This window comes from Nocardia speluncae NBRC 108251, from assembly GCF_001613245.1.
In the GTDB taxonomy this organism is placed as follows: domain Bacteria; phylum Actinomycetota; class Actinomycetes; order Mycobacteriales; family Mycobacteriaceae; genus Nocardia; species Nocardia speluncae.
The window spans coordinates 21,728-42,822 of record NZ_BDBZ01000024.1 but is presented as its reverse complement, the minus strand read 5'-3'; the positions used below and the strand labels follow the sequence as shown (position 1 = coordinate 42,822).

Genomic DNA, 21,095 nt, shown 5'->3' with positions numbered 1-21,095 from the left:
CCGGACGGACGAGTGAGTCGTCGCCCGTCCGGACGCTGTCGTGCGCAGCCCGGACGCTCTGCGTTCAGCGTCTCTTGCGCAGCTTGTTCAGGGCTCCTCGTCGGCGTAGGAACCGTCGTAGTCATCACCCATCGGCACCGGGATGGACTGTTCGGCGATATCGACCGGGTCCGCGCTCCAGATGTCCCGGGTACCACCCGGGGCCGTCACCGCTTCCTCCGGCACCGGCATATCGTCCGGAACCGAACGCGGGTCGATATCGGTGTACGGGGCGTCGTCGGGGTAAGCCGGTGTGTCCTGTTCGGCACGGTCGGCCTCGGACACCGCCTCGAAGGTGCCTGGTCCGGCCGTCCGGGAAAACTTGCGCTCCGCCATGGTGGGCTCCTCTCCTCCGTTGTGGCCTCGCCGGGCGACTACCCGCCGAGAGGAAGATCAGTCCAACGATCTCGACAATGCCCCCGTACGGCCGATCCGGCAAGTACCGTTCCGGCAGCGGGGGGGGGATATACACACCGGCACCACGCCGCCGCCGAGGTGCCCACGTGCGGTCTGCGGCTGCACCCCGCCCGGTCGCGCGGATTAGGCTTCGAGAATGGCTACCGCAGCACAATGGATCGAGGGCGCCCGGCCCCGGACTCTGCCGAACGCGATCGCCCCCGTTCTCGCCGGAACCGGCGCCGCGGCCGCCATCGACGGTGCGGTCTGGTGGAAAGCGCTGCTGGCGCTCGGAGTTTCGATGGCATTGATCATCGGGGTGAATTTCGCGAACGATTATTCCGACGGGATCCGCGGCACCGACGACGAACGCGTCGGCCCGCTGCGCCTGGTCGGCTCCGGCGTGGCCGCACCCGCCGCCGTACGCGGCGCAGCGATCGCGAGCCTGGCCCTGGGCGCGGTATCGGGCCTGATCCTGGCCGCATTCTCGGCCTGGTGGCTGATCCTGATCGGTGCGATCTGCCTGGCGGGCGCCTGGTTCTACACCGGCGGCAGCAAACCGTACGGCTACCGCGGTTTCGGGGAGATCGCGGTTTTCGTGTTCTTCGGGCTCGTGGCTGTCCTCGGCACCCAGTTCGTCCAAGCCGGGCGGATAGATTGGGCCGGGTTCGCGCTCGCGGTGGGAGTCGGGGCGTTCTCGAGCGCAGTGCTGGTGGCGAACAACCTGCGCGATATCCCGACCGATACCGAGACCGGGAAAACAACCCTGGCCGTGAAACTCGGCGATACCCGCACCCGCACGCTGCATCTGGCGCTGCTGGCGGCGCCGTTCGTGATGACCCTGGTATTGGCCGCCCGCACCCCCTGGGCCCTGGTCGGACTGCTGGCCGTACCGCTGGCCGTCCGCGCCAACTCCCCGGTTCGGGCGGGCAAGGGCGGGCTTGAGCTGATCCCCGCTCTCCGCGATTCGGGTCTGGCAATGCTGGCCTGGTCGGCCCTCGGTGCCCTGGCCCTGGGGTTCGGCGCCTGAGTCCTCAGTCGTCCGGCAGGATGATGCCGATCGCCCAGTTCACGATGGTGATGATGACCGCGCCCAGCAGCGCGGCCCAGAAACCGTCGATGCGCAGACCGTAATCGGTGGCCTCGGTGATCCACGCCGTGAGCCACAGCATCAACGCGTTGATCACCAGCAAGAACAAACCGAGGGTCACGATCACCAACGGCAACGACAAGAGTTTCACGATCGGCTTCACGAACGCATTCACCAGTGTGAACACCACTGCTACCGCGAGCAGTACAACGATTTTCGCGCCGTTGCCCTGATCCGGTGGCGAGGCGATCTCGATTTTGCCGACCCACAACGCGGCCAGCCAGATGGCGAAGGCGGTTCCGATCAACCGGAGCACAAGCTGCATGCCCCATGCTAATCACAGGTGCGCTTGTTTTGCTGTATATATCTGCGCCGCCCGGGGCTGCGCGGGTTTCGCTCCCCTTGGTCCCTGCTGTCAGCAACTCGACACTCGCGGCTGTGCCGCATCGCAACGAGCACTGACAGCAGGGACGGGACGAAACCTCTCAGGGCCTCGCTGAACTCGGCAGCACCCTTCGTTACGCCGGGATTCTTCGGCCGAATAATTCGAAGCGTTACTGCGGCGCCCTGCGCCGTACAGAGGTCGGGCCGCGAGTGTGGCGGCCGGCGAAGTTCCCCGCGGGTGCCGGGCCGGCCGGTTCAGGCTGCGCGGTCGAGGTGGGTGTGTACCTGCTCGCGTAGCCCGGTGAGGGCCTCGGCACCGCCGAGGAGTTCGGTGGTGGCCGGATTGGGGGCGCGCAGGACAGCGAGCAGGATATGCCCGGACTCGATGGTTTTGTCCTTGCGCGCCAGAGCCTCCCGCAGCGAAAGTTCGAGGGCTTTCTTGGCGTCGCGGCTGAACGGGATATGCCCGAACCGCATGCGGCCGCGGGCTTCCTCCGGCGGGATGGCGCGGTCGAGGGCGTCGGCCCCGAAATTGGCTTCCAGGCTTTCGCGTACCGCGTCGAGATCGATCCCGATGGAACGCAGTGCCTCGGCGTCTTCCGCACCGAGCGGTTCGGCGCGGGCCGCGGTGGTGAGTTCGTTCAGCGCAGCATCGTGGGCGATACCGTTGCGCTCCAGCAGTGTGCGTAAGGCCGGTTCGGCCTCGTCCAGCAGACCGAGCAGCAGATGCTCGACCCGGATATCGGGCGACCGCAGTTCGCGGGCGTGTTCCTGGGCTGCGACGACCGCCGACCGGGCGCTTTTTGCGAATCTCTCGAACATCTATCGGCTCCTGCCTTTCCGGTTGTACTTCTGATGGACCGCCTGTTTGCTGACCCCGAGTGCGTCGGCGATGGCCTGCCAGGACCAGCCCTGGTCTCGGGCGTTGCCGACCTGGATGGCCTCGAGCCGGTCCAGCAGTCTGCGCAGCGCCAGCACCGCCCGCAATCCCACCGCGGGGTCGGGACTGCCCGCCGCCGCGGCCAGTGTGGTTGCTTCTGTCATGCGTCAATTTTGATTGACGATTCGCCGGATGTCAACAAAAATTGACGAAGGGCCGGCGCAATCGCCGCGCAAGGGCCGTGCAAGAAGCGAACGCCACCGTGGTCACCATGACGAATCACGTATCAGCGGCGCCGCTCGCCATCGAGGCGACGGGCCTGGTCAAGGTGTTCGGCACCCAGCGCGCCGTCGACGGAGTGAGCCTGGCGGTACCGCAGGGCTCCGTCTACGGCGTCCTCGGCCCCAACGGCGCCGGAAAGACCACCACCATCCGCATGCTCGCGACCCTGCTGCGGCCCGACGGCGGCAGCGCGCGCGTCTTCGGTCACGATGTGCTGCGCGAACCATCCACCGTCCGCTCGCTGATCGGGGTGACCGGTCAATACGCCTCGGTGGACGAGGATCTGACCGCCACCGAGAACCTGATGATCTTCTCTCGGCTACTCGGGCTGAGCAGGCCCGCGGCCCGCCGGCGGACCGCCGAACTCCTGGAGGAATTCGCGCTCACCGAGGCTGCCGGAAAAGCACTGAAGAACTTCTCCGGCGGTATGCGCCGCCGGCTGGACCTGGCCGCGGGCCTCATCGCGACACCTCCGCTCCTGTTCCTCGACGAACCCACCACCGGCCTGGACCCGCGCACCCGCGCCCAGATGTGGGAAACCATCCGCAAGCTGGTCCGCGAGGGTACGACGGTTCTGCTCACCACCCAATACCTCGACGAGGCCGATCAGCTCGCCGACCGGATCGCGGTGATCGACCACGGCCGGGTGATCGCCGACGGCACCGCCGACGCGCTCAAATCCTCCATCGGCGGTTCCTCGCTGCATCTCACGCTGGCGGTGAGCACCCAACTCGACGCCGCCCGCCGCATCATCACCGACGTATTGGGGAGCGAACCGCAGCCGGCACCCGAGGCCGGCCGGCTCACCGCCGCGCTACCCGACCCCAACGACACCACCGAACTGCTGGTCCGGTTGCGCGAACGCGGTATCGCGGTGGACGAGATCACCGTGAGCAAACCCAGTCTCGACGAAGTCTTCCTCACCCTCACCGGCCACCCGGCCGATACCGATTCCGAACGGACGGCGGCATGACCACCACTCTCATCGAACCCACCACCGCGCCGGCACGGCCGGTACCGCCACCGACCGGCCGGATCGGTCTGCGCCGGACCGTGGACAACACCTTGACCATGGCCTATCGCGGGCTGCTGAAGATCAAACACAACCCCGAACAACTCTTCGACGTAGTCATCCAGCCGGTGATCTTCACCCTGATGTTCACCTACATCTTCGGCGGTGCCATCTCCGGTGATGTCCAGAGCTATCTGCCGGTGATCATTCCGGGCATTCTCGTGCAGACCGTGGTGATGACTTCGGTGGTCACCGGGGTCCAGCTCAAGGAGGATATGGAGAAAGGCGTTTTCGACCGGTTCAAATCCCTGCCCATAGCCCGGATCTCGGCGCTGTCCGGGGCGCTCACCGCCGATATGGTCCGGTACGGCATCGCCTCGGTGCTGACCGTCGTGATGGGCCTGCTCATCGGTTACCGGCCGAATGCCGCCGGGGTCGCGGCGGCCGTGCTGCTGGTGGTCGTCTGTTCGTTCGCCACCAGCTGGATCTGGGCGTTCTTCGGCGTTATCGCGAACAAAGCCTCCGCGGTACAGGGCTATTCGATGCTGGTCATGTTCCCGCTGACTTTCGCCTCGCCCGCTTTCGTCCCGAAGGAGACGATGCCGGGCTGGCTGCAGGCGTTCATCGATGTCAACCCGGTCTCACATCTGGTATGGGCCTGCCGGGAACTGATGAACACCGGGCATATCGGAATGCATGTGGTCTGGTCGCTGGTGGGCGCGGCGGTAATCGTCGCGATCTTCGCGCCACTGACCGTGCGGTCCTATATGCGGCGCGCCTGACCACGATCCCGCTCCCTCGGCCGGTTACGGGCCGGGCGAGCGGGCCGGTAGGTGCGGGCCCAGGTCACGGATCACTTCCACGATCCGCTCCGCGGCCACGCCGCGGCGCAATCCGCCCGCGGCGGTGACTGCCGACGACAGCCGGTCGGCCCCGATCCGGTCGCGCCACAGATCACGATGCCGGTCCCACCGCAGCACCGGATAGTCCTGCCGCGACACCACCCGCGGCGCCAAGGCCAGCAGTTCCACACCGGCCGCCTCCTGCTCGCCCAGCAAGAGCAGGCCCGAACCGACGGCACAGGCCACCGCACCGAGCTGCGGCAAGTCCAGCACATGACCTAATCGCCGCGGCACCAGATCGATGAGCTCGGGCACCAAACGGGCGACCACATCACCGCGGTCGTACAAGACGTGCGCGGCGAGGGCCGCCGACCCGGTGAGGAGCATCCCGGGTCCCGGCGTGGTGTCGTGGACCGGCCAGCCGATCAGGTCGAGCGCACGCCGGAAATGCCCCAGCCCGGCCTCGGTTTCACCTTCGACGAGTTCGATTCCGGCCAGCACGGCGGCGATGGTCGACAATCGGTGATTACGGTGGATCCCCGGGTCGTCGATCACCGCCGGATCCGCCCCACCGGCCCCGGAGAATCCCAGCGCGGTGGCGAGTTCCCGCCGGGCCCGAGCCGGTGCGCCGCTGCCGGCCAGCGATGCCGCGAGATACGAATGCACTTCCAAGCTTTCTTCGTAAGCGCGGATCCGGTGCAGCAGCCCGGCCGCTTCCGCATAGAACGCGACCGATTCGCGATACCGCGCGACCTGCCCGGTCAGCGCCCCTCGATGCTGGGCCAGCATCGCCCGGCTCCATACTTCGGCCTCGGTGAGAGTCGACACCGCCGCCCGGGCGTCGCGGCTCGATTCGTGAATGCGGCCCATGTTCTCCCAGATATTGGTGCGGGCCATCAACGCCAGTGCTCTGGTGTGCCGGTCCGGCGAGCGCGTCGCGCGCGCCAACAGCCGGGCGAGCCGCAGCGATTCGGGCGGGCAGGTCAGCAGCTGCGCGAGAAACCGGAACGGCGCACGCAGGCCGGTGTCGCGCCGCAGCAGCAGCCGCGCCCGGGTCCGCACAAGTGCCAGCGGCCGGAGGCTACGGTCCATGAAGGCCAGATGCAGGGCGATCACGGCGTGGCCGGCCGCTTCCAGTTCCGCGTACACCCCGCGGGAACCCGCCGGCGGCGCTATCGCGAGCATTCGGGGAATCCAGCCCATGAGTTCGAGGTTCGCCCCGTGCATCACCCACCGCATGGCCGCGACCGGGAAGACCGCATACATGGTCTGCCGGTCGCCGGCCGATTCGGCGCGGCGCAGTACGGCAACCAGGTTGTCGAGTTCCGCCGCTACGGTCAATGCCGGCCCGAGCTCGTCACCGCGGCCGTAGCATTCGGCCATCAGCACCGCGAAATCGCGCGCCCAGCACGCCATCCGCGTTGCCACCAGATCGATTTCCGACCCTGGGCCGAGATCCGCCGCGACAAGCTCTTGTTCACCGAATTCGCGAACGGTTTCCAGCATCCGGTAGCGGAGTCCGGCCCCCTCGGTCTCGACAACGGTCAGCAGAGACTGCCCGACCAGCCCGTCCACAGCCGACGCGATATCACCGACCGATAGTGCACCGGCACCGGCGACCGTTTCGGCGGCTGTGAGCGTGAACCCGCCCGGGAATCGGCACATCCGGCGCAATGTGATCTGCTCGTCCGGTTCCAGTAGATTCCAGCTCCAGGCGATCACCGCGTGCAGGGTGCGATGACGTTCGGGGGACGTCCGGTCCCCGGTGCGCAGCAGTGCGAAACGCTGGTCCAGTCGCCGCTCGATATCCTCCACGCTCATCGTGCGCACGCGGGCGGCGGCGAGTTCGATGGCCAGCGGAAGGCCGTCCAGCGTGCGGCAGAGTCGCGCCACGGATTCCATATCGAGGCGTACGGACGGCCGCACCGCCCGCGCCCGCGCACTGAACAGATCGGTCGCCGGGGAGCCGGCGGCATCGCTGGCCAACGGCCCCAGCGGGTACACCGTCTCGGCGGTGATCGCCAGCGGTGCGCGGCTGGTGGTGAGCACGGTGAGCTGCGGGCAGCTACCGACCAGATCCGCCACCACCGCGGCCGTGGCGTCGATCAGGTGCTCGCAATTGTCCAGTGCCAGCAGCATGGGCCGGGCCGACAGCGCGTCCCGTAATCGCCGGCGGGTATCGGGCCCCGAAACCGCCGGCGACAGTCCGGATTCGCGCCTGATCTCCCCCAGCCCCATGGCCGCGGCGGTGGCCGATTCGATATCCGCCACCGCCTCGGCCGGCGCACCGCCGGGCCGGACAGAGGCCAGCTCGACAAGCACCACCGGCTGGTTTCCGGCTTCCCGTAGCGCAAGCTCGTTGGCGACGCGGGTCTTCCCGGTACCACCCGGCCCGAGGACGGTGACGACCCGGGAAGCCCGCAGCAGCCGGGACAGTTCGGCCAGATCGTCCGCCCGGCCGAGCAATGCGTTGGGCGCCGCCCGTACACCTACCGCCGCCGGCCCCCGGGCCGCCGGGCCGGTACCGGGCAGGGTCGCCCGCGGGGTGAATCGCCCGCGCAGTACGGCGGTATTCAACTCGGTGACAGCAGGCCCGGGATCGGTACCGAGTTCACCGGCAAGCGCTGCCCGCAGATCGGCGAACACCCCGAGCGCCTCGCTGTCGCGACCCGCCGTGGCCAGCAGCCGCATGAGCGGATGCGCGACCGCCTCGGCAGTGGGCCGGCGGCGCAGCTGTCGCCGGGCCACCGCTATGGCGCCGTCGAGATCGCCCACTGCCGCACGGGTCTCCCGCTCGATCTCGTCCAGTACTTCGGTCTGCGTCGCGGCCGCGGCGGCCAGTTCGTCGGCGAGCGGGCCGGCAGGCAGATCCGCACCCGGCTCACCCGACCACAGCGCGCGTGCCCGGTCGACGCTGCGCTGGGCGGCCTCCACCTCGCCCGCAGTCAGCTGGGCTCGCGCCTGCACCGCCAGCTCCCGCGCCGCGGTGAGGTCGACCTGGTCCGCACGCAGCGCCAGGCGGTAGCCGCCCGGCCCGGCCTCCAGCACGCCGTCCGGCAATACCGACCGCAACCGGGAGATCTGGGTGTGCAGCGCGTTCGCCGGTGCTCGCGGCGGTTCTTCCCCCCAGACCTCCCCGATAAGCGCGGCAGCGCTACGCGTCCGGCCCGGTCGCAGGGCCAGCGCCACCAGCAGCGAACGCGCCCGGTTGCCCGGTACATCCACCAGCGTGGAGTCGTGGCGCAGCGCGATCCGGCCCAGCAGGGTGACCACGAGCGGATCGTCCGCCGGTACCGGCGTCACGGGATATCGGCCGCCCGAACGGCCCGGATCGAGAACCATACCGGAGTCATCGTATGCGCCGCCCGGTTCGGCGGGCCGCCCCGAATCCCGGTGTCAGCCGGACCAGCGGCCGGTCGCGACGAACTCCTCCAGCGCCGCCGTGGGGCCCGCCAGATCCCAGCCCTGAGCGGCGACCCATTCGTCGTCGTAGTAGGTCCCCGTATACCGTTCGCCGCCGTCGCACAACAATGTCACCACGCTGCCGCCACGTCCGGCCGCCCGCATCTGCGCGATCAACGCGCAGGCGCCCCAGAAGTTGGTACCGGTCGACCCACCGACCTTCCGGCCCAGCCCGGCGCTCGCGAACCGGGCCGCGGCGATCGATGCCGGGTCGGGTACGTGGATCATCCGGTCCACCACCTCCGGGACGAACGAGGGCTCCATCCGCGGCCGCCCGATACCTTCGATCCTGGAGGGCAGACCGGTCGTGTAGTCGCGGGCCCCGGTTTCGTAGGCGCCGTAGAACGCGGAGTTGTCCGGGTCGACGACGGCCAGCCGGGTCGTATGCCGGCGGTAGCGCAGGTATCGGCCGATGGTCGCACTGGTTCCGCCGGTACCGGCGCCGACGACGATCCACTCCGGGACGGGATCGGTTTCCAGACGCAACTGGTCGAAGATCGATTCGGCGATGTTGTTGTTGCCCCGCCAGTCGGTGGCGCGTTCGGCGTTGGTGAACTGATCGAGGTAGTGGCCGCCGTATTCGGCCGCCAGCCGCGCCGCCTCGGTGTACATATCCGGCGGACGTTCCACATAGTGGCACCGCCCACCCTGCGCTTCGATCAACGCGATTTTCTGCGGCGAGGTTCGCGCCGGAACCACCGCCACGAAATCCAGCCCGAGCAGCTTGGCGAAGTACGCCTCGCTCACCGCCGTCGAGCCCGACGAGGCCTCCACGATCGTGGTGCCCTCGGCGATCCAGCCGTTGCACAGCCCGTACAGGAACAGCGACCGCGCCAGCCGATGCTTCAGGCTGCCGGTGATATGAGTCGATTCGTCCTTGAGGTACAGCCGGATATTCCACTCCGGCGGCAGCGGGTAGCGCAGCAGATGGGTATCGGCGCTGCGTTGCGCGTCGGCGTCGATGAGCCGGACGGCGTTATCGGCCCAGTCCCGCGGGTTACCGCGAGTGCAGGTTTTCACGCCGTACCGCCGGTGCCGCCTGGTTCCTCTCCTTCGCCCGCGTCTTTCGGCGGCTTACCGGATGTTCCCGGTTCGGTTTCCCCCGACCCGGCCGGATCCGCGTCGCCCCGCAGACGGGCCCGCAGTTGCGCCTTGTCCTCACGGCGGCGTTCGTCGACCGCGGCGATATCGGAGTTCACCTGTCCGCGCAGCCCCTTGAACAGGGTGAGCGAGAGCGGCATGGCGATCACGATGGCGAACAGGATCGCCACGATCAGCGGCACCTCTACCGACAGCACCCACGCGCCGGCCATGATCACGGCGGTGAGTAGCACGACCAGCACCAGCCGGGCCAGCGTGTAGAGCGCCAGGTTGCGGGCGAGTCGCCGGCCGGGCGACGTACCGGGCTGCGGGGCGGTCGATTCCTCGAACGGGTTCGCATCACTCACCTGACCAGCGTAAGCGACCGGTTTGCTACCGCCGCACGCGCACATCCGTTTTGTCCATTACCTCCGCTTTACCAACAGTAGGTGGTTCGAACACCCGGGGGTCGCGGTGCCACTATGTCGGAATCCGATGAGAAAACGTGACGAAACAGAAAGGTTTGCCATGACCGCGATTGCCGTCGGGGCCCAGGAGAACCTGCTGACCCCCGGCCAGGTTGCCACCCTGTTCCACGTAGACCCCAAAACCGTCACCCGCTGGGCACACGCGGGACGACTCGGTTCCCTGCGCACGCCGGGCGGCCATCGCCGGTTCCGCGAATCGGAGGTGATGCAATTGCTCGAATCGCTCACCACCGAGGCAACCGTGCAAGGCGCCTGACCCGGATTTGCACCGCAACCGGAACGGGGTGACTCGGCCGGCCCGCAACGGCGCGGCCGAGTGCGACCCGTAGCGGTTCATCCCGGCGTGATCCGCCCGCTGTGGGCGGCGGACTCACCCTCCGGCAGTTCCGGAGTTAACCTCGATAGAGGAGGTGAGCCACGTGATCTACGTGTTGGCACTCATCGCGATCGTGGTGATCGCGGTGCTGTGCTGGAAAGCATTCGGCCCCGCAGGCCCCACATCGACCCCGGGACCCACCCGTAAACGGGTGGTCGGACCGGATGACGATCCCGAATTCCTCTGGCGTATCTCGCGCCCGCAGAAACATACGGACGGCGATTCGGATTCCACCGAGCATTGATTCCGCGCCCGGAAACGACATCGGAAATCGGCCTGGGCAGCCGAGAGCGCGCCTAATCGGCCGTGCTGTCCAATTGCGGTAGACCTTCCACCGCCCGCAATTTATCGGCAACTCCGGCCAGGCGGTCCAGCGCCTCGGCCGGCAGTCCGACAGCGGTCTGCACCAACCGCACGAGGGAATCCGGTTCGAGACCGCAGATGATCGCGGAGTTCGCGGTCTCGGATGTACAACAATCCAGGTCGACGCCGGTATCCGCACTGACATTTTCCGAATCCACTGCCGCTCTCCTCACTGTTCGACGCGGCTTTATCCGCGTGGTGGAGGGGAAAAGACCGTTCACACCCGATTTTCGCGCGAGCTACCGGGCTGTATGCAATTCAGCTGTTACCGACGGAACAATAGCAACTCGGCATTGCGGTGGCGTAACGAACATCGGCACAGAAAGCCCGTGTCGAATGAAAGCGCTTCGAATCGTTACGAAAGTGCCGGGTCGAATCAGGTCAGGCCGGAGTAACTGTGCAATCCGGACACGACCAGATTGATGATGAACAGGTTGAACAGCATCGCCACAAAACCCGCCACATTGATCCACGCGGCTTTCGTATCCCGCCAGCCCGACGTGGCACGGGCATGCAGATACGCGGCATACAGCACCCAGGCGATGAACGAGCACGTTTCCTTCGGATCCCAGCCCCAGAACCGCCCCCAGGCCGCTTCTGCCCAGATCGCGCCCAGGATGACACCCGCCCCGAAGAGCGGGAAGCCGATGATCGTGGTCCGGTAGGCCAGCCGGTCCAGAGTGCGGGCATCAGGCAGCCGGCGCGCCACGGCACCGAGTACATTGCCCGATTCCGCGCCCTCGGGCTGCCGCAGCCGGTACAGGAACAACAGGCTGGCGATACCGGAAACCAGGAATACCCCGCTGCCGATACTGACGATCGTGACGTGCAACGGCAGCCAGAACGACTGCAGCGCGGGGACCACCGGTGCCGCATCGGAATAGAGCACGGTTCCCGCGAGGAACATCAGGATCAGCATCGGCACCAGCAGGAACGCCCACATACCGCGGTAACGCTGATCGCGCATGAATACGAGCCCCACCACCGCGGCGGCGGCGGTCGCCATGGAGACGAACTCGTACATGTTGCCCAGCGGGAAACGGCCGGTCGCGAAACCTCGCAGCACGATCGAGGCGATCTGCAGGCCGACTGCCACGAAAAGCACCGAGAAGGCGATATTGCCGAGACGCTCGGACAGCGGCGCTCGCGGCTCCTCGCTGATCTTGCCCGGCGTATCGCTACCCGCTGCGACCCCACCGGCCGGCACCAGTTCCCGTTCGGTCACCTGACGGGCCCGAGCGGAGGCGTACTGCACAATCAACAGCAACAGCACCAGCGCGTATACAGCGGACGCCGTTTCATAGGCGAGGTCGCTGTAGCGTGCGAGAGTGTCGTCGATCGACATCATTGTTCTCCCGTGTTCGTGCCGCGGCGCCTTGCGGGCACCGCCGCCTGACCTGCGTGGCGTGGCGTGCCCACTCCTGCCGGACCCGCGTTCACTTGTCGGACGTGTCCAGCAGGCGGTCCCGCAGGCGATCGAATTCTCCGCCCCAGCCGGCCTGGTCGGTGCGGGCCAGCCCACCCATCTCTACTACGACGCGTCGTTGGTCCACGGTACCCTCCGGGGTCACCCGCAGCCAGACCCGCCTCCGGGTAATCAGCAGTGACACCAGCAGACCGGCCATCATCACCACCGAGCTCACCAGCACCCACTGCTGAGCCGGGTCGTGCGAGACCTGGATATTCGCGAACTCCTCGGCCCCGTCGAACCGGACCTCGGTGCCGTCGGACAAGGTGGTCGATTCGCCGGGCCGCAAATTCACCCGGTCTTCTTTGGTGAGCCGTCCCTGCCGCACCATCTCCTGGTCCAGCGCGAAGATCGACTGCGAACGGCCGGTATCCAGGCCGGTGTCACCGCGATAGACATCCACCGCGACCGCCGGATCCGTCATCGCCGGATACACCGAGGTGAGCAGCGTGCCGTGGAAACTCGCGGTCGGCGCGAACAGACCCTCGATCGCGATCTGGTTCTGCCGGCGCTCCGCATCGGTGGCATACATCCCGCCCGGCGGGTCGATACGCAGCACACCACTCGACAGAAAGGTCGTGGCGTCGTTGGGCGCCCACTGTATGGTCTCGGTGCGGGTCTCGCCGTTCGGGAACGTCACGGTGAAGGTCGGGGCATACCCGTGCCCCTGCAGATAGACCCTGTCGCCGCCGACCCGCAGTGGATGGTTGACCTGGATGGTCGTATCCCGCCAGGTGTCGGTCGTCAAGTCCTCGCCCGCCTGATACGAGATATCGGAAGTGAACATCTCGGCCTGGCCGTTGTCGAGATAGTCGGCCCGGAAGTTCTTCACCTTGACACACATCGGGGTCATCCCGGTGCCGTCGTTGACATTGCCGGTGCGGAACGAATCGAAAACCGCCGGCGAGGTGGTGCAGAAACCGGGCCCGCCGTTGGCGATCACGATCACATTGCCCTCGTAGCCGAACAGTTTGCCCACCGCGATGGCCACCAGCAGCGCCACCAGCGCGAGATGGAAGGCCAGATTGCCCAGTTCGCGCGTGTAGCCCTTCTCGGCCGACAGTGTCACCTCGCCCTCGCGCTCTCCGGGGCGGACCTCGGTGCGCCAGCCACGTAACCGGGCGCGAGCCCGGTCGGTGATCTCCGCGGCGGTACCGTCGACGACTACGCGATGGTGATGCGGTAGCCGGGCGAGATTGCGCGGCACCCGCACCGGCGGGGTACGCAGGGCGCGGTAGTGGTCCACGGTGCGCGGCAGGATGCAGCCCACCAGCGAGATGAACAGCAGCACGTACACCGCGGTGAACCAGAAACTGGAGAACACATCGAACAGTTCGAACCGGTCCATCCATTCTCCGAGGACCGGGCGGTCGGCGATGTACTCGTCGACCTTCTGCTCGTTCAGGCTCCGCTGCGGCAGCAGCGCACCGGGTATCGCGGCCAGCGCCAGCAGGAACAGCAGCACCAGAGCCGTGCGCATACTGGTGAGCCCGCGCCAGGTGTTTCGCACGAACCCCCAGGCACGACCCAACGGGGACTGCCGGGGCGGACCGGGGGTCGCCTCGGCTCGGTCTGTCACGGTCATATCGGCAACGTCACCTCTGCGACGAAACTGTCGCGCACCCAGCTCACGAACAGATCCCACGCCCCGGTTACCAGCGCCACCCCGACCGCGACGAGCAGCAGCCCGCCGACCACCTGAATAGTGCGGGTGTTGCGCCGCAGCCAGCCCACCCCGCGCAGCGCACTCGCCGAGCCGAACGCCAGCACCACGAAAGGCAACCCGAGCCCGGCGCAATACGCCACGATCAACGCGATCCCGCGCACGGCGGTGGTGCCCTCGGTACCCGCGGCCACGGCCATCACACCGGAAAGAGTCGGCCCCAGGCACGGCGTCCAGCCGAGCGCGAACACCCCACCGAGCAGCGGCGCCCCGGCGATCCCGGCGAACCGGCGCGGCGCCATTCGGGTATCGCGCTGCAGCGCCGGGATCAGCCCGAGGAAGGCCAGGCCCATCACGATGGTGACCACACCGCCCAGCCGCTGTAGCAGCTCACGGTTCACGTTCAGCGTTTGGATGAGCCCGAAAACAGTGGCCGTGGCCAGGACGAACACCACGGTGAAACCGGCGACGAAAAGCCCGGCCGCACCAGCCACCCGCAGCCGCCCGTTATTCGGCGTGGGGCCGGTGTCCTGTTGCGCCACGGATTCGGTCAGTACCGCCGTAGTACCCGAACCGGCGGCGGCCGCGGCGCGGTCGCGACGGGCCTGCTCAACTGTGACCGGCGGCGACTGGGCGCCCACCAGACCGGCCAGATACGACAGATACCCAGGCACCAACGGCACTACGCACGGCGAGGCGAACGACACCAGACCGGCCAGCAGGCAGGCACCGAGGGCCAACAGCAGCGGCCCCGTGGCCGCTGTCTGCTGAAATGACTCCCCCACTCCTGCCAGCACAATCAATTCGAACTACGCTCCGGTTCCGTTTCGGGATTGTTCGCCCGCCGGTCACCGGACCGGCCGGCCGGCGCGGTCGAACCGCGCGCGCCCGCCGGACGCGAATTCGAGACCTTCCGATCGCTACCGGTGGTTTCGGCCGGCTGTAGCTCCCAGGAGCCCAGCGACGATTTCACCAGTACCTCGGCACGGACGCCGCGCGGCGGGCGGGTCGCCCCGTACCGGCGTACGCCTCGAGACCGCAAACTCCTCATGATGCTCCCTCCGCGGCGATGCGCTGCACCACCGGCATAAGATCTTCGGCAATTAGGGCGCGCAAGAACACTGCCGCTACCCGATGGTCCCGATCCAGCACCACTGTGGTGGGAACGACGCTGGTCGGGATGCCACCGAGTGCCAGCAGTGTGCGCATCGGCGGGTCGTAGATCGACGGATAACCGATGTTGTTGTCGGTAACGAAATCGCGAGCCTTGTCCCGATGGTTGTCGCGGACATTGATCCCGAGGAAAGCAACCCCGAGATCCTTGGTCTGCTCGTAGACCTGTTCGAGCGCAGGCGCCTCGGCACGGCACGGGCCGCACCACTGCCCCCAGATATTGATCACGACCACCTGTCCGGGGAAATCGTTCACCGAAACCTTCTTGTCCTCGTCGGACATCAGCTCCGGCCCCGAAAGGTCGCCGATGGTGCCGCGGGCAGACGGCGGATCGTAGAAGATTTCGGTCTGCCCACCAGGTGAAACGAATTCGAACGTGCCGCCGCCCGTGGCGACCGCGTCGGTCCCCGTCGCGCAGGCCGGAACCAGCGCGAGGCACGCCAGCGCGGCGAGGGCCGGCAACAGCCGGCCCCGGAGCGCCGAGGCAACCTTGTTCATACGCCGGATCCGCTCGTGCTGTGTCCATGTCGCAGGTGCGCGGGCCCTGCGTGGCCACGCTCCGCTACCGTCTCCGGGCCTGGCGCGCTCATGCGCCGTGCACTGTCGGATCCGAACCACCGGCGGGTTCGGAGTAGACGATATCGACCAGAGTGTCACCCCGGTAGACCAGCGATGTCAGTGACGCCAGACCGCACTGCCGGCTGCGCGGATCGTGCCAGAGCCGCTGGCCCTGCAGGAACCGGCGCAGTGTCCACACCGGGAGTTGATGCGAAACCAGCACCGCTTCGCGGCCGGCCGACTCCACCCGTGCCTTGTTCGCCGCAGCGAGCATCCGGTGCGCGATCTGCAGATACGGTTCGCCCCACGACGGAGTGAACGGATCGCGCAGCTTCCACCAGTGCCGGGGTTTACGCAAGGCGCCGTCGCCCACCGAGACCCGCAGCCCCTCGAAGGTGTTGCCGGCTTCGATGAGGTTCTCGTCGGTACGCACGGAGAGTCCGTGCGTACCCGCGATCGGTTCCGCGGTCTCCTGCGCGCGCTGCAGCGGGGACGCGATGACCAGGGCGATATCGTGATCGGCCAGAGACCTCGCCACTGCGCCGGCCTGGGCACGCCCGGTCACCGACAGCCCGAATCCCGGCAGCCGCCCGTACAGGATGCCCCGAGGATTGTGCACTTCACCGTGGCGCAGCACGTGCACGATGGTTTCCACGGATTCGGCGTCGTCGGAGCCGGACGTGGGCGGTTCGGCGGCGATACCGCTCCCGGCTGCGGAGGTGACGGAGTCGATACGGTCGGGCGAATCCGCCGCTTCGGCGGAGCCGGCGGATACGCGCTCGGAATCGGATCGGCTCACGCTGATGTTCCTTGTCCATCGTGCATGGGCGGGGGCCCTCCGTGGTTACGCTCCGCTACCGCCTCCGGGCGCGACCCGCTCGTGCGGTCGGGTGTGGCAGCGGCGGCCGCGGCAGCGGCGGCGGGCAGCGCGGCGGCTATCCGCTCGAAGGCATCGTCGTCGAGGGCCGCGGAGACGAACCATGCCTCGAAGTTGCTGGGTGGGGCATACACTCCGCCGTCCAGCAACCCGTGGAAGAAGGCCGGATAGCGCCAGGTCTGGCTCGCTTTGGCGGCGGCATAGTCGAGGACCGGAGTTTCGGCGAAGAACACGCTCACCATATTGCCTGCGAACTGCACCTGATGCGCGACCCCCGCGCCGGTGAGGGCCTCGGTCAGCAGAATGCCCAGCCGTTCGCTGTTGCGGTCCAGGGCCGCGTACACCTGCTCGTCGGCGGCGTGCAGCGTGGCCAGCCCGGCGGCCACCGCCACCGGATTCCCGGACAGGGTGCCGGCCTGGTACACCGGGCCGAGCGGGGCAAGCCGGTCCATCACCTCGGCCCGGCCGCCGAACGCGGCGGCGGGCAGCCCGCCACTCATCACCTTCCCGTAGGTGTAGAGATCCGCGGCCACGGATTCGATTCCGTACCAGCCCGCACTGCTCACCCGGAACCCTGTCATCACCTCGTCCATGATGAGCAGCGCACCGTTGTCGGCGGTGAGCCTGCGCAGTCCGGGGTTGAAATCGGGCAGCGGCGCCACCGCACCCATATTTCCCGCGGCGGCCTCGGTGATCACGGCGGCGATCTCACCGGGATACTGTTCGAAGGCCGTGCGCACGGCATCCAGATCGTTGTAGGGCAGCACGATGGTATCCGCGGCCTGGGCACCGGTGACGCCGGGCGAAGTCGGCAGCCCGAATGTCGCGACCCCGGATCCCGCGTCCGCCAGCAGCGCGTCGACATGGCCGTGATAACACCCGGCGAACTTGATGATCTTGGCCCGGCCGGTGTAGCCGCGAGCCAGGCGCACCGCGCTCATGGTCGCCTCGGTACCGGAATTCACCAGGCGCACCTTCTGCACCGGAGCGACTCGTTCCACGATGAGTTCGGCGAGTTCCACTTCGCCGGCCGTCGGCGCACCGAACGACAACCCGTTGCCCGCGACCGCGCGCACCGCCTCGACCACCGCGGGATGCGCATGCCCGAGAATCATCGGCCCCCAGGAGCACACCAGGTCCACATACTCGTTCCCGTCGGCGTCGACCAGGCGGCAACCGCTGGCGGACGAGATGAACCTCGGCGTGCCACCCACCGAGCCGAAGGCCCGCACCGGGGAATTGACACCACCGGGGACAACCGCTTCGGCTCGCTGGAAAAGCTGACTGGAGGCCGGCACCGCCGTACCGGCCACGCGCAGAGAACTCACGGCCTCCAGTTTGGCAGCCCACCCCCGCAGCGTCGACGACAGGGTGCGCCATAGGTGACCCATACCGCCGCCCCGACACTTGCCGCATCAAATACACCGGGGGTTCGCCCGGAGTGCGTACTGTTCTGTTCCGTCGTAACAACTCCGTGAATCATCGGCCGGGGAGGTCGTTTTGCGAATTGCCATCAGAGGTTCGGCGCTGGCCGCAGTCTCGGTCGCGTGTGGTGTCCTGGCGACCGGATTCGGCGCGGGAACGGCCGCGGCAGCCGAACCGGTCGTGGATCCCGACAACGCGCGCGCCGGTCTCCGGCTCAACCAGGCCGAAACCGCGGCACTGGCCGGCGGCCCGGTACCGGCGCTGGTCGACCAGGTCGTGCCCGCTTCCCGGATCGGCGCAGGTCTGCACGGCGGGACCCGCCTGTACCGCGACGAAGACGGCGGCGTGCACGCCTCGCTACGGCAGGTGATGCTGGAATCGGTCGACAACGATGGTTCGGTGATCGTGTTCGTGCACGTCCCGGGCGCCCCGCACGGCCGCGTTTTCGATATCTACCAGCAGTGGGACTAGCGGGGACCGATCCGGTCCGCTCGAGCCCGCGCAGGGCGCAGAAGCCGGGCGACCGCGTCGATGACGGCCAATCCGGCGCCGGTCACCAGCACCCCCGCGAGGAAAAGCCACGGCGCGACGTATCGGGTCGCGGTGTAGGCCGGGTAGTCGCCTGTGGCAGGGAGATCGGTGGTCTGCAGGCCCCGCGCCCAGCACAGTGCGGCCAACCCGATCGCGAGAACCGCCACCGCGAGATCGACAGCCGGTACGACATGCGAACGGTTCACGGGTCTCCTCATCTACTGCTGCCTGTCGCGACTTCTCGATCCTTTACGACTCCCCCGCATCCGGAGTATGCCGACCGGCCGGCGGGCGGGCATTTCGCGATACCGCCCCGGCCATGACAACAGATGCTGCCCGTGCGCGATCCGATAATCAATCGTCGCGGGCTGTGTCGCCTTCCGAACCGGCACCGGACCGGGCGATCGCCTCGGTCAGCGCGGCACGTAGGGCCCGGTGGTCCTTCGCCCAGGTGCGGACCAATTCGCCGTCGCTGCGCCGCAGGCCGACGGCGGTGCGCCGACGCGGCACACCGGTCAGTTCGCCCAGCGCCCGGCCGCCCTCCCAGGGATCATCCGAGTCCGCCGGCAGTACCGCGGCGATGGACCCGATCGGGGTCGTCTCCGCGCCGTTGCGCAGGAAACCGTCTGTCACTTCCACGCTCACGTGCGTGCGGGCCGCATAAACCTGTAGAACCGCGAACGCGGTGATCAGCGCGGCACAGAACAGTAATGCGAACCAATGGGGAGTAACACCTGCGGCAATTTCGGCGGCCAGCAGGAGTGCGCAGATCAGTGGACCGTATGCCACCGCACGCCATCGGGCTCCCGGCTCGGTGAAGAGCAGCTCTCCGGTATCGGCCGTGGTGCCGGATCGTTCAGACATACGGGCGCGAACCGGAAACCGGGAACACTCGAATCAGCCGACGATACTGGGAATCAGCAGCACCGCGACGGTGAGAACACCGAACAGGATCAGAAGAGTCAGGACGAGCATATCCCGCCGAATACTCTGCGGCTGCTGGATCACCACTCGCATCGTTGCCTCCGATCCCCGGGAAATCGGTCCCGGGATTTCGTCCTACTGGACGGGTACCCGTGACCACCGGTTCGCATGTCGTCTGTGACAGCCCTCACCATACATGCCGGAATACCGGTAACAAACTCGACGTTCGTTATCTGAATGCACCGCCTACCCGAAGCCGGTATCAACCTGCTGATCAGGGGGCTGGTTCAGAGATTTCACGATCTTCCGGGCGCACCCGGACCGGGCGGTATGAACCATTTCGCGGCCTCCGGCCGCTGACACAGGTAGATCGCGCCGCCCGCCAGGACAGCCTGCAGGATGGACACTGCCCCGGACAGCACCTGACCGGCACTCTCCACCACACCGATGGAGAACAGAGCGGCAACGCCCATGATCACCAGCCAGATCCCGACGAAGGTCAGCAGCGTCCGCGCCCACAACTTGCCCTTGCCGAGCTGATGGGCGACCAGTACCCCCAGCGCGGCAATCAGCGCTCCGAACACCACGCCGAGCACCGCACCCACCGTGACGAGCAGATCGATCGTCGCCGGCGCGAATTGCTGATCCGCCGTCTGCATCCGTTCCCGGAACTCGGCAGTGAACCGCTCGCGATTCAGCAACGTATCGGCCAGCGAAACGAAAAGCTGAACGAGGCCCAAACCGATTACGCCCCACCATAATTGCCGCGCGGTGACGACATCCGCGGGCGGATTCACGACCGACACAGCCAACGCGCCGCCTCGGTCGCCCAATAGGTGAGCACGATATCCGCACCGGCGCGGCGGATACCGGTCAGCGATTCGAGTATCGCGGCCCGGCGATCGATCCAGCCGCGTTCGGCGGCCGCCGTGATCATCGAATACTCGCCGGAGATCTGGTAAGCCGCGACAGGCACAGGCGAACGGTCCGCCACATCACGCAGGATATCCAGATAGGCCATGGCCGGTTTCACCATGACGATATCCGCGCCCTGTTCCAGATCCAGTTCCAGCTCGTGGATGGATTCGCGCCGATTCGCGGCGTCCTGCTGGTAGGTGCGCCGGTCGCCTTGCAACGAGGAGGCCACCGCTTCGCGGAACGGCCCGTAGAACGCCGACGCATATTTCGCCGCATACGCCAGAATCGCGGTATCGGTGCGCCCGGAGTCGTCCAGCGCCTCCCGGATCGCGCCGACCTGCCCGTCCATCATCCCGCTTGTCCCGAGCAGATCGGCCCCGGCCTCGGCCTGCGCCAACGCCATCTCCACATAGCGCAGCAGGGTGGCATCGTTGTCGACCGCGCCCGACGCGTCGAGCACACCGCAATGCCCGTGATCGGTGAATTCGTCCAGACAGGTATCGGCCATCACCACGGTCGCGTCACCCACCTCGGCAGAAAGCGCCCGCAACCCTCGGTTGAGGATGCCCTCCGGCGCGGCCGCCTGACTACCCTCCGGATCTTTGTCCTCGGGTTTGGGGACCCCGAACAACATCAACCCGCCGACCCCGGCCTCCACAGCTTCCACCGCCGCCTTGCGCAGCGAATCCGGCGAATGCTGGAAGACGCCTGGCATCGAACCGATTTCCCGCGGTTCGGACAGCCCGTCCGCGATGAACATCGGCAATACGAGATGCCGTGGCTCCACACTTGTCTCGGCCACCAGCCGCCGCAGCGCGGGGGTGCGCCGCAACCGCCGCGGGCGCTCGATTCCGCTCATGGGCC

24 protein-coding genes and 1 pseudogene are annotated in these 21,095 nt (G+C 67.5%); 6 read left to right on the top strand and 19 right to left on the bottom strand.

What is annotated here, in order from left to right:
- Positions 1–87 precede the first annotated feature (87 nt).
- Positions 88–375 (bottom strand): Rv3202a family protein, encoded by a 288-nt coding sequence (locus tag NS6_RS21245; RefSeq protein WP_068044448.1) that lies wholly within the window; start codon positions 373–375, stop codon positions 88–90.
- A gap of 217 nt (positions 376–592) precedes the next feature.
- On the opposite strand from NS6_RS21245, the gene NS6_RS21240 reads away from it, so the two are divergent.
- Complete coding sequence (locus tag NS6_RS21240; protein WP_068044446.1) at positions 593–1,465, top strand: 1,4-dihydroxy-2-naphthoate polyprenyltransferase; 873 nt, start codon at positions 593–595, stop codon at positions 1,463–1,465.
- Positions 1,466–1,469: 4 nt separating this feature from the next.
- Here the strand turns inward: NS6_RS21240 and NS6_RS21235 are convergent, their stop codons facing one another.
- The 3 genes from NS6_RS21235 to NS6_RS21225 all read right to left on the bottom strand — a co-directional run bounded on the left by NS6_RS21235 (position 1,470) and on the right by NS6_RS21225 (position 2,953).
- Complete coding sequence (locus tag NS6_RS21235) at positions 1,470–1,850, bottom strand: phage holin family protein (protein ID WP_068044444.1); 381 nt, start codon at positions 1,848–1,850, stop codon at positions 1,470–1,472.
- A gap of 314 nt (positions 1,851–2,164) precedes the next feature.
- The gene (locus NS6_RS21230) at positions 2,165–2,731 is read right to left on the bottom strand and encodes a Clp protease N-terminal domain-containing protein (protein WP_068044443.1); all 567 of its coding nucleotides are present in this window, start codon (positions 2,729–2,731) and stop codon (positions 2,165–2,167) included.
- Entirely contained in the window at positions 2,732–2,953 is a 222-nt protein-coding gene (locus NS6_RS21225) for a helix-turn-helix domain-containing protein (protein WP_068044441.1), read from the bottom strand.
- A gap of 107 nt (positions 2,954–3,060) precedes the next feature.
- On the opposite strand from NS6_RS21225, the gene NS6_RS21220 reads away from it, so the two are divergent.
- Positions 3,061–4,044, top strand: a complete 984-nt coding sequence (locus NS6_RS21220; protein ID WP_068044511.1) for an ATP-binding cassette domain-containing protein — start codon at positions 3,061–3,063, stop codon at positions 4,042–4,044.
- Entirely contained in the window at positions 4,041–4,865 is an 825-nt protein-coding gene (locus tag NS6_RS21215) for an ABC transporter permease (RefSeq protein WP_068044439.1), read from the top strand. Before NS6_RS21220 ends, NS6_RS21215 begins: the two co-directional genes overlap by 4 nt.
- 24 nt (positions 4,866–4,889) lie before the next feature.
- Here NS6_RS21215 and NS6_RS21210 read toward each other — a convergent pair whose 3' ends face one another.
- From NS6_RS21210 to NS6_RS21200, 3 genes are read right to left on the bottom strand one after another with little or no spacing between them, the layout of a single operon-like run.
- Positions 4,890–8,267: an AfsR/SARP family transcriptional regulator gene (locus NS6_RS21210; RefSeq protein ID WP_068044437.1), complete on the bottom strand. Its 3,378-nt coding sequence runs from the start codon at positions 8,265–8,267 to the stop codon at positions 4,890–4,892.
- A gap of 54 nt (positions 8,268–8,321) precedes the next feature.
- A complete protein-coding gene (gene cds1 / locus NS6_RS21205) occupies positions 8,322–9,407 on the bottom strand; it encodes an L-cysteine desulfhydrase Cds1 (RefSeq protein WP_068044435.1) in 1,086 nt (361 codons plus the stop codon).
- Entirely contained in the window at positions 9,404–9,835 is a 432-nt protein-coding gene (locus tag NS6_RS21200) for a DUF4229 domain-containing protein (protein ID WP_068044433.1), read from the bottom strand. Before NS6_RS21200 ends, cds1 begins: the two co-directional genes overlap by 4 nt.
- A gap of 160 nt (positions 9,836–9,995) precedes the next feature.
- Here NS6_RS21200 and NS6_RS21195 point away from each other — a divergent pair, with 160 nt between their 5' ends.
- Both NS6_RS21195 and NS6_RS21190 read left to right on the top strand, forming a co-directional pair.
- On the top strand, positions 9,996–10,211 hold the full coding sequence (locus tag NS6_RS21195) for a BldC family transcriptional regulator (protein ID WP_068044431.1): 216 nt from the start codon (positions 9,996–9,998) through the stop codon (positions 10,209–10,211).
- Positions 10,212–10,374: 163 nt separating this feature from the next.
- A complete protein-coding gene (locus NS6_RS21190) occupies positions 10,375–10,575 on the top strand; it encodes a hypothetical protein (protein WP_068044429.1) in 201 nt (66 codons plus the stop codon).
- Positions 10,576–10,627: 52 nt separating this feature from the next.
- Here NS6_RS21190 and NS6_RS21185 read toward each other — a convergent pair whose 3' ends face one another.
- The 8 genes and pseudogenes from NS6_RS21185 to hemL form a co-directional block, all read right to left on the bottom strand.
- A complete protein-coding gene (locus NS6_RS21185) occupies positions 10,628–10,852 on the bottom strand; it encodes a hypothetical protein (RefSeq protein WP_068044427.1) in 225 nt (74 codons plus the stop codon).
- A 218-nt stretch (positions 10,853–11,070) separates the two neighbouring features.
- A complete protein-coding gene (gene ccsB / locus NS6_RS21180) occupies positions 11,071–12,039 on the bottom strand; it encodes a c-type cytochrome biogenesis protein CcsB (protein WP_068044510.1) in 969 nt (322 codons plus the stop codon).
- Between the two features lie 91 nt (positions 12,040–12,130).
- A complete protein-coding gene (gene resB / locus NS6_RS21175) occupies positions 12,131–13,747 on the bottom strand; it encodes a cytochrome c biogenesis protein ResB (RefSeq protein WP_068044425.1) in 1,617 nt (538 codons plus the stop codon).
- Positions 13,744–14,628, bottom strand: coding sequence for a cytochrome c biogenesis CcdA family protein (locus NS6_RS21170; protein ID WP_068044423.1), 885 nt, complete (start codon positions 14,626–14,628; stop codon positions 13,744–13,746). Before NS6_RS21170 ends, resB begins: the two co-directional genes overlap by 4 nt.
- Positions 14,625–14,876, bottom strand: coding sequence for a hypothetical protein (locus NS6_RS21165; protein ID WP_068044422.1), 252 nt, complete (start codon positions 14,874–14,876; stop codon positions 14,625–14,627). The genes NS6_RS21170 and NS6_RS21165 overlap by 4 nt, the downstream gene beginning before the upstream one ends.
- Positions 14,873–15,496 carry a TlpA disulfide reductase family protein gene (locus NS6_RS21160; protein WP_068044420.1) on the bottom strand — a complete coding sequence of 208 codons (624 nt, stop codon included), beginning with the start codon at positions 15,494–15,496 and terminating at the stop codon, positions 14,873–14,875. The genes NS6_RS21165 and NS6_RS21160 overlap by 4 nt, the downstream gene beginning before the upstream one ends.
- An 88-nt stretch (positions 15,497–15,584) precedes the next feature.
- Positions 15,585–16,256 carry a histidine phosphatase family protein gene (locus NS6_RS21155; protein WP_068044508.1) on the bottom strand — a complete coding sequence of 224 codons (672 nt, stop codon included), beginning with the start codon at positions 16,254–16,256 and terminating at the stop codon, positions 15,585–15,587.
- Positions 16,257–16,447: 191 nt separating this feature from the next.
- Positions 16,448–17,761, bottom strand: a pseudogene (hemL, locus tag NS6_RS21150) (glutamate-1-semialdehyde 2,1-aminomutase); the annotation flags it as partial.
- 172 nt (positions 17,762–17,933) lie between these two features.
- On the opposite strand from hemL, the gene NS6_RS21145 reads away from it, so the two are divergent.
- Complete coding sequence (locus NS6_RS21145; RefSeq protein WP_245669443.1) at positions 17,934–18,329, top strand: hypothetical protein; 396 nt, start codon at positions 17,934–17,936, stop codon at positions 18,327–18,329.
- Here the strand turns inward: NS6_RS21145 and NS6_RS21140 are convergent.
- The 4 genes from NS6_RS21140 to hemB all read right to left on the bottom strand — a co-directional run bounded on the left by NS6_RS21140 (position 18,326) and on the right by hemB (position 21,090).
- Positions 18,326–18,595, bottom strand: a complete 270-nt coding sequence (locus NS6_RS21140; RefSeq protein ID WP_068044419.1) for a hypothetical protein — start codon at positions 18,593–18,595, stop codon at positions 18,326–18,328. The two genes, NS6_RS21145 and NS6_RS21140, sit on opposite strands and share 4 nt — an antisense overlap.
- Before the next feature lie 148 nt (positions 18,596–18,743).
- Positions 18,744–19,253, bottom strand: coding sequence for a transport-regulating membrane protein Mce1N (gene mce1N / locus NS6_RS21135; protein WP_068044417.1), 510 nt, complete (start codon positions 19,251–19,253; stop codon positions 18,744–18,746).
- 356 nt (positions 19,254–19,609) lie between these two features.
- The gene (locus NS6_RS21130; protein WP_157112866.1) at positions 19,610–20,110 is read right to left on the bottom strand and encodes a hypothetical protein; all 501 of its coding nucleotides are present in this window, start codon (positions 20,108–20,110) and stop codon (positions 19,610–19,612) included.
- Positions 20,107–21,090, bottom strand: coding sequence for a porphobilinogen synthase (gene hemB / locus NS6_RS21125; protein ID WP_068044413.1), 984 nt, complete (start codon positions 21,088–21,090; stop codon positions 20,107–20,109). Before hemB ends, NS6_RS21130 begins: the two co-directional genes overlap by 4 nt.
- Positions 21,091–21,095: the final 5 nt, after the last annotated feature.

Excerpts from the sequence above, each read along its gene's own strand:
- NS6_RS21245 (WP_068044448.1), bottom strand. The coding sequence starts at position 375 with ATGGCGGAGCGCAAGTTTTCCCGGACGGCCGGACCAGGCACCTTCGAG.
- NS6_RS21240 (WP_068044446.1), top strand. The coding sequence starts at position 593 with ATGGCTACCGCAGCACAATGGATCGAGGGCGCCCGGCCCCGGACTCTG.
- NS6_RS21235 (WP_068044444.1), bottom strand. The coding sequence starts at position 1,850 with ATGCAGCTTGTGCTCCGGTTGATCGGAACCGCCTTCGCCATCTGGCTG.
- NS6_RS21230 (WP_068044443.1), bottom strand. The coding sequence starts at position 2,731 with ATGTTCGAGAGATTCGCAAAAAGCGCCCGGTCGGCGGTCGTCGCAGCC.
- NS6_RS21225 (WP_068044441.1), bottom strand. The coding sequence starts at position 2,953 with ATGACAGAAGCAACCACACTGGCCGCGGCGGCGGGCAGTCCCGACCCC.
- NS6_RS21220 (WP_068044511.1), top strand. The coding sequence starts at position 3,061 with ATGACGAATCACGTATCAGCGGCGCCGCTCGCCATCGAGGCGACGGGC.
- NS6_RS21215 (WP_068044439.1), top strand. The coding sequence starts at position 4,041 with ATGACCACCACTCTCATCGAACCCACCACCGCGCCGGCACGGCCGGTA.
- NS6_RS21210 (WP_068044437.1), bottom strand. The coding sequence starts at position 8,267 with ATGGTTCTCGATCCGGGCCGTTCGGGCGGCCGATATCCCGTGACGCCG.
- NS6_RS21195 (WP_068044431.1), top strand. The coding sequence starts at position 9,996 with ATGACCGCGATTGCCGTCGGGGCCCAGGAGAACCTGCTGACCCCCGGC.
- ccsB (WP_068044510.1), bottom strand. The coding sequence starts at position 12,039 with ATGTCGATCGACGACACTCTCGCACGCTACAGCGACCTCGCCTATGAA.
- resB (WP_068044425.1), bottom strand. The coding sequence starts at position 13,747 with ATGACCGTGACAGACCGAGCCGAGGCGACCCCCGGTCCGCCCCGGCAG.
- NS6_RS21165 (WP_068044422.1), bottom strand. The coding sequence starts at position 14,876 with ATGAGGAGTTTGCGGTCTCGAGGCGTACGCCGGTACGGGGCGACCCGC.
- NS6_RS21160 (WP_068044420.1), bottom strand. The coding sequence starts at position 15,496 with ATGAACAAGGTTGCCTCGGCGCTCCGGGGCCGGCTGTTGCCGGCCCTC.
- mce1N (WP_068044417.1), bottom strand. The coding sequence starts at position 19,253 with ATGTCTGAACGATCCGGCACCACGGCCGATACCGGAGAGCTGCTCTTC.
- hemB (WP_068044413.1), bottom strand. The coding sequence starts at position 21,090 with ATGAGCGGAATCGAGCGCCCGCGGCGGTTGCGGCGCACCCCCGCGCTG.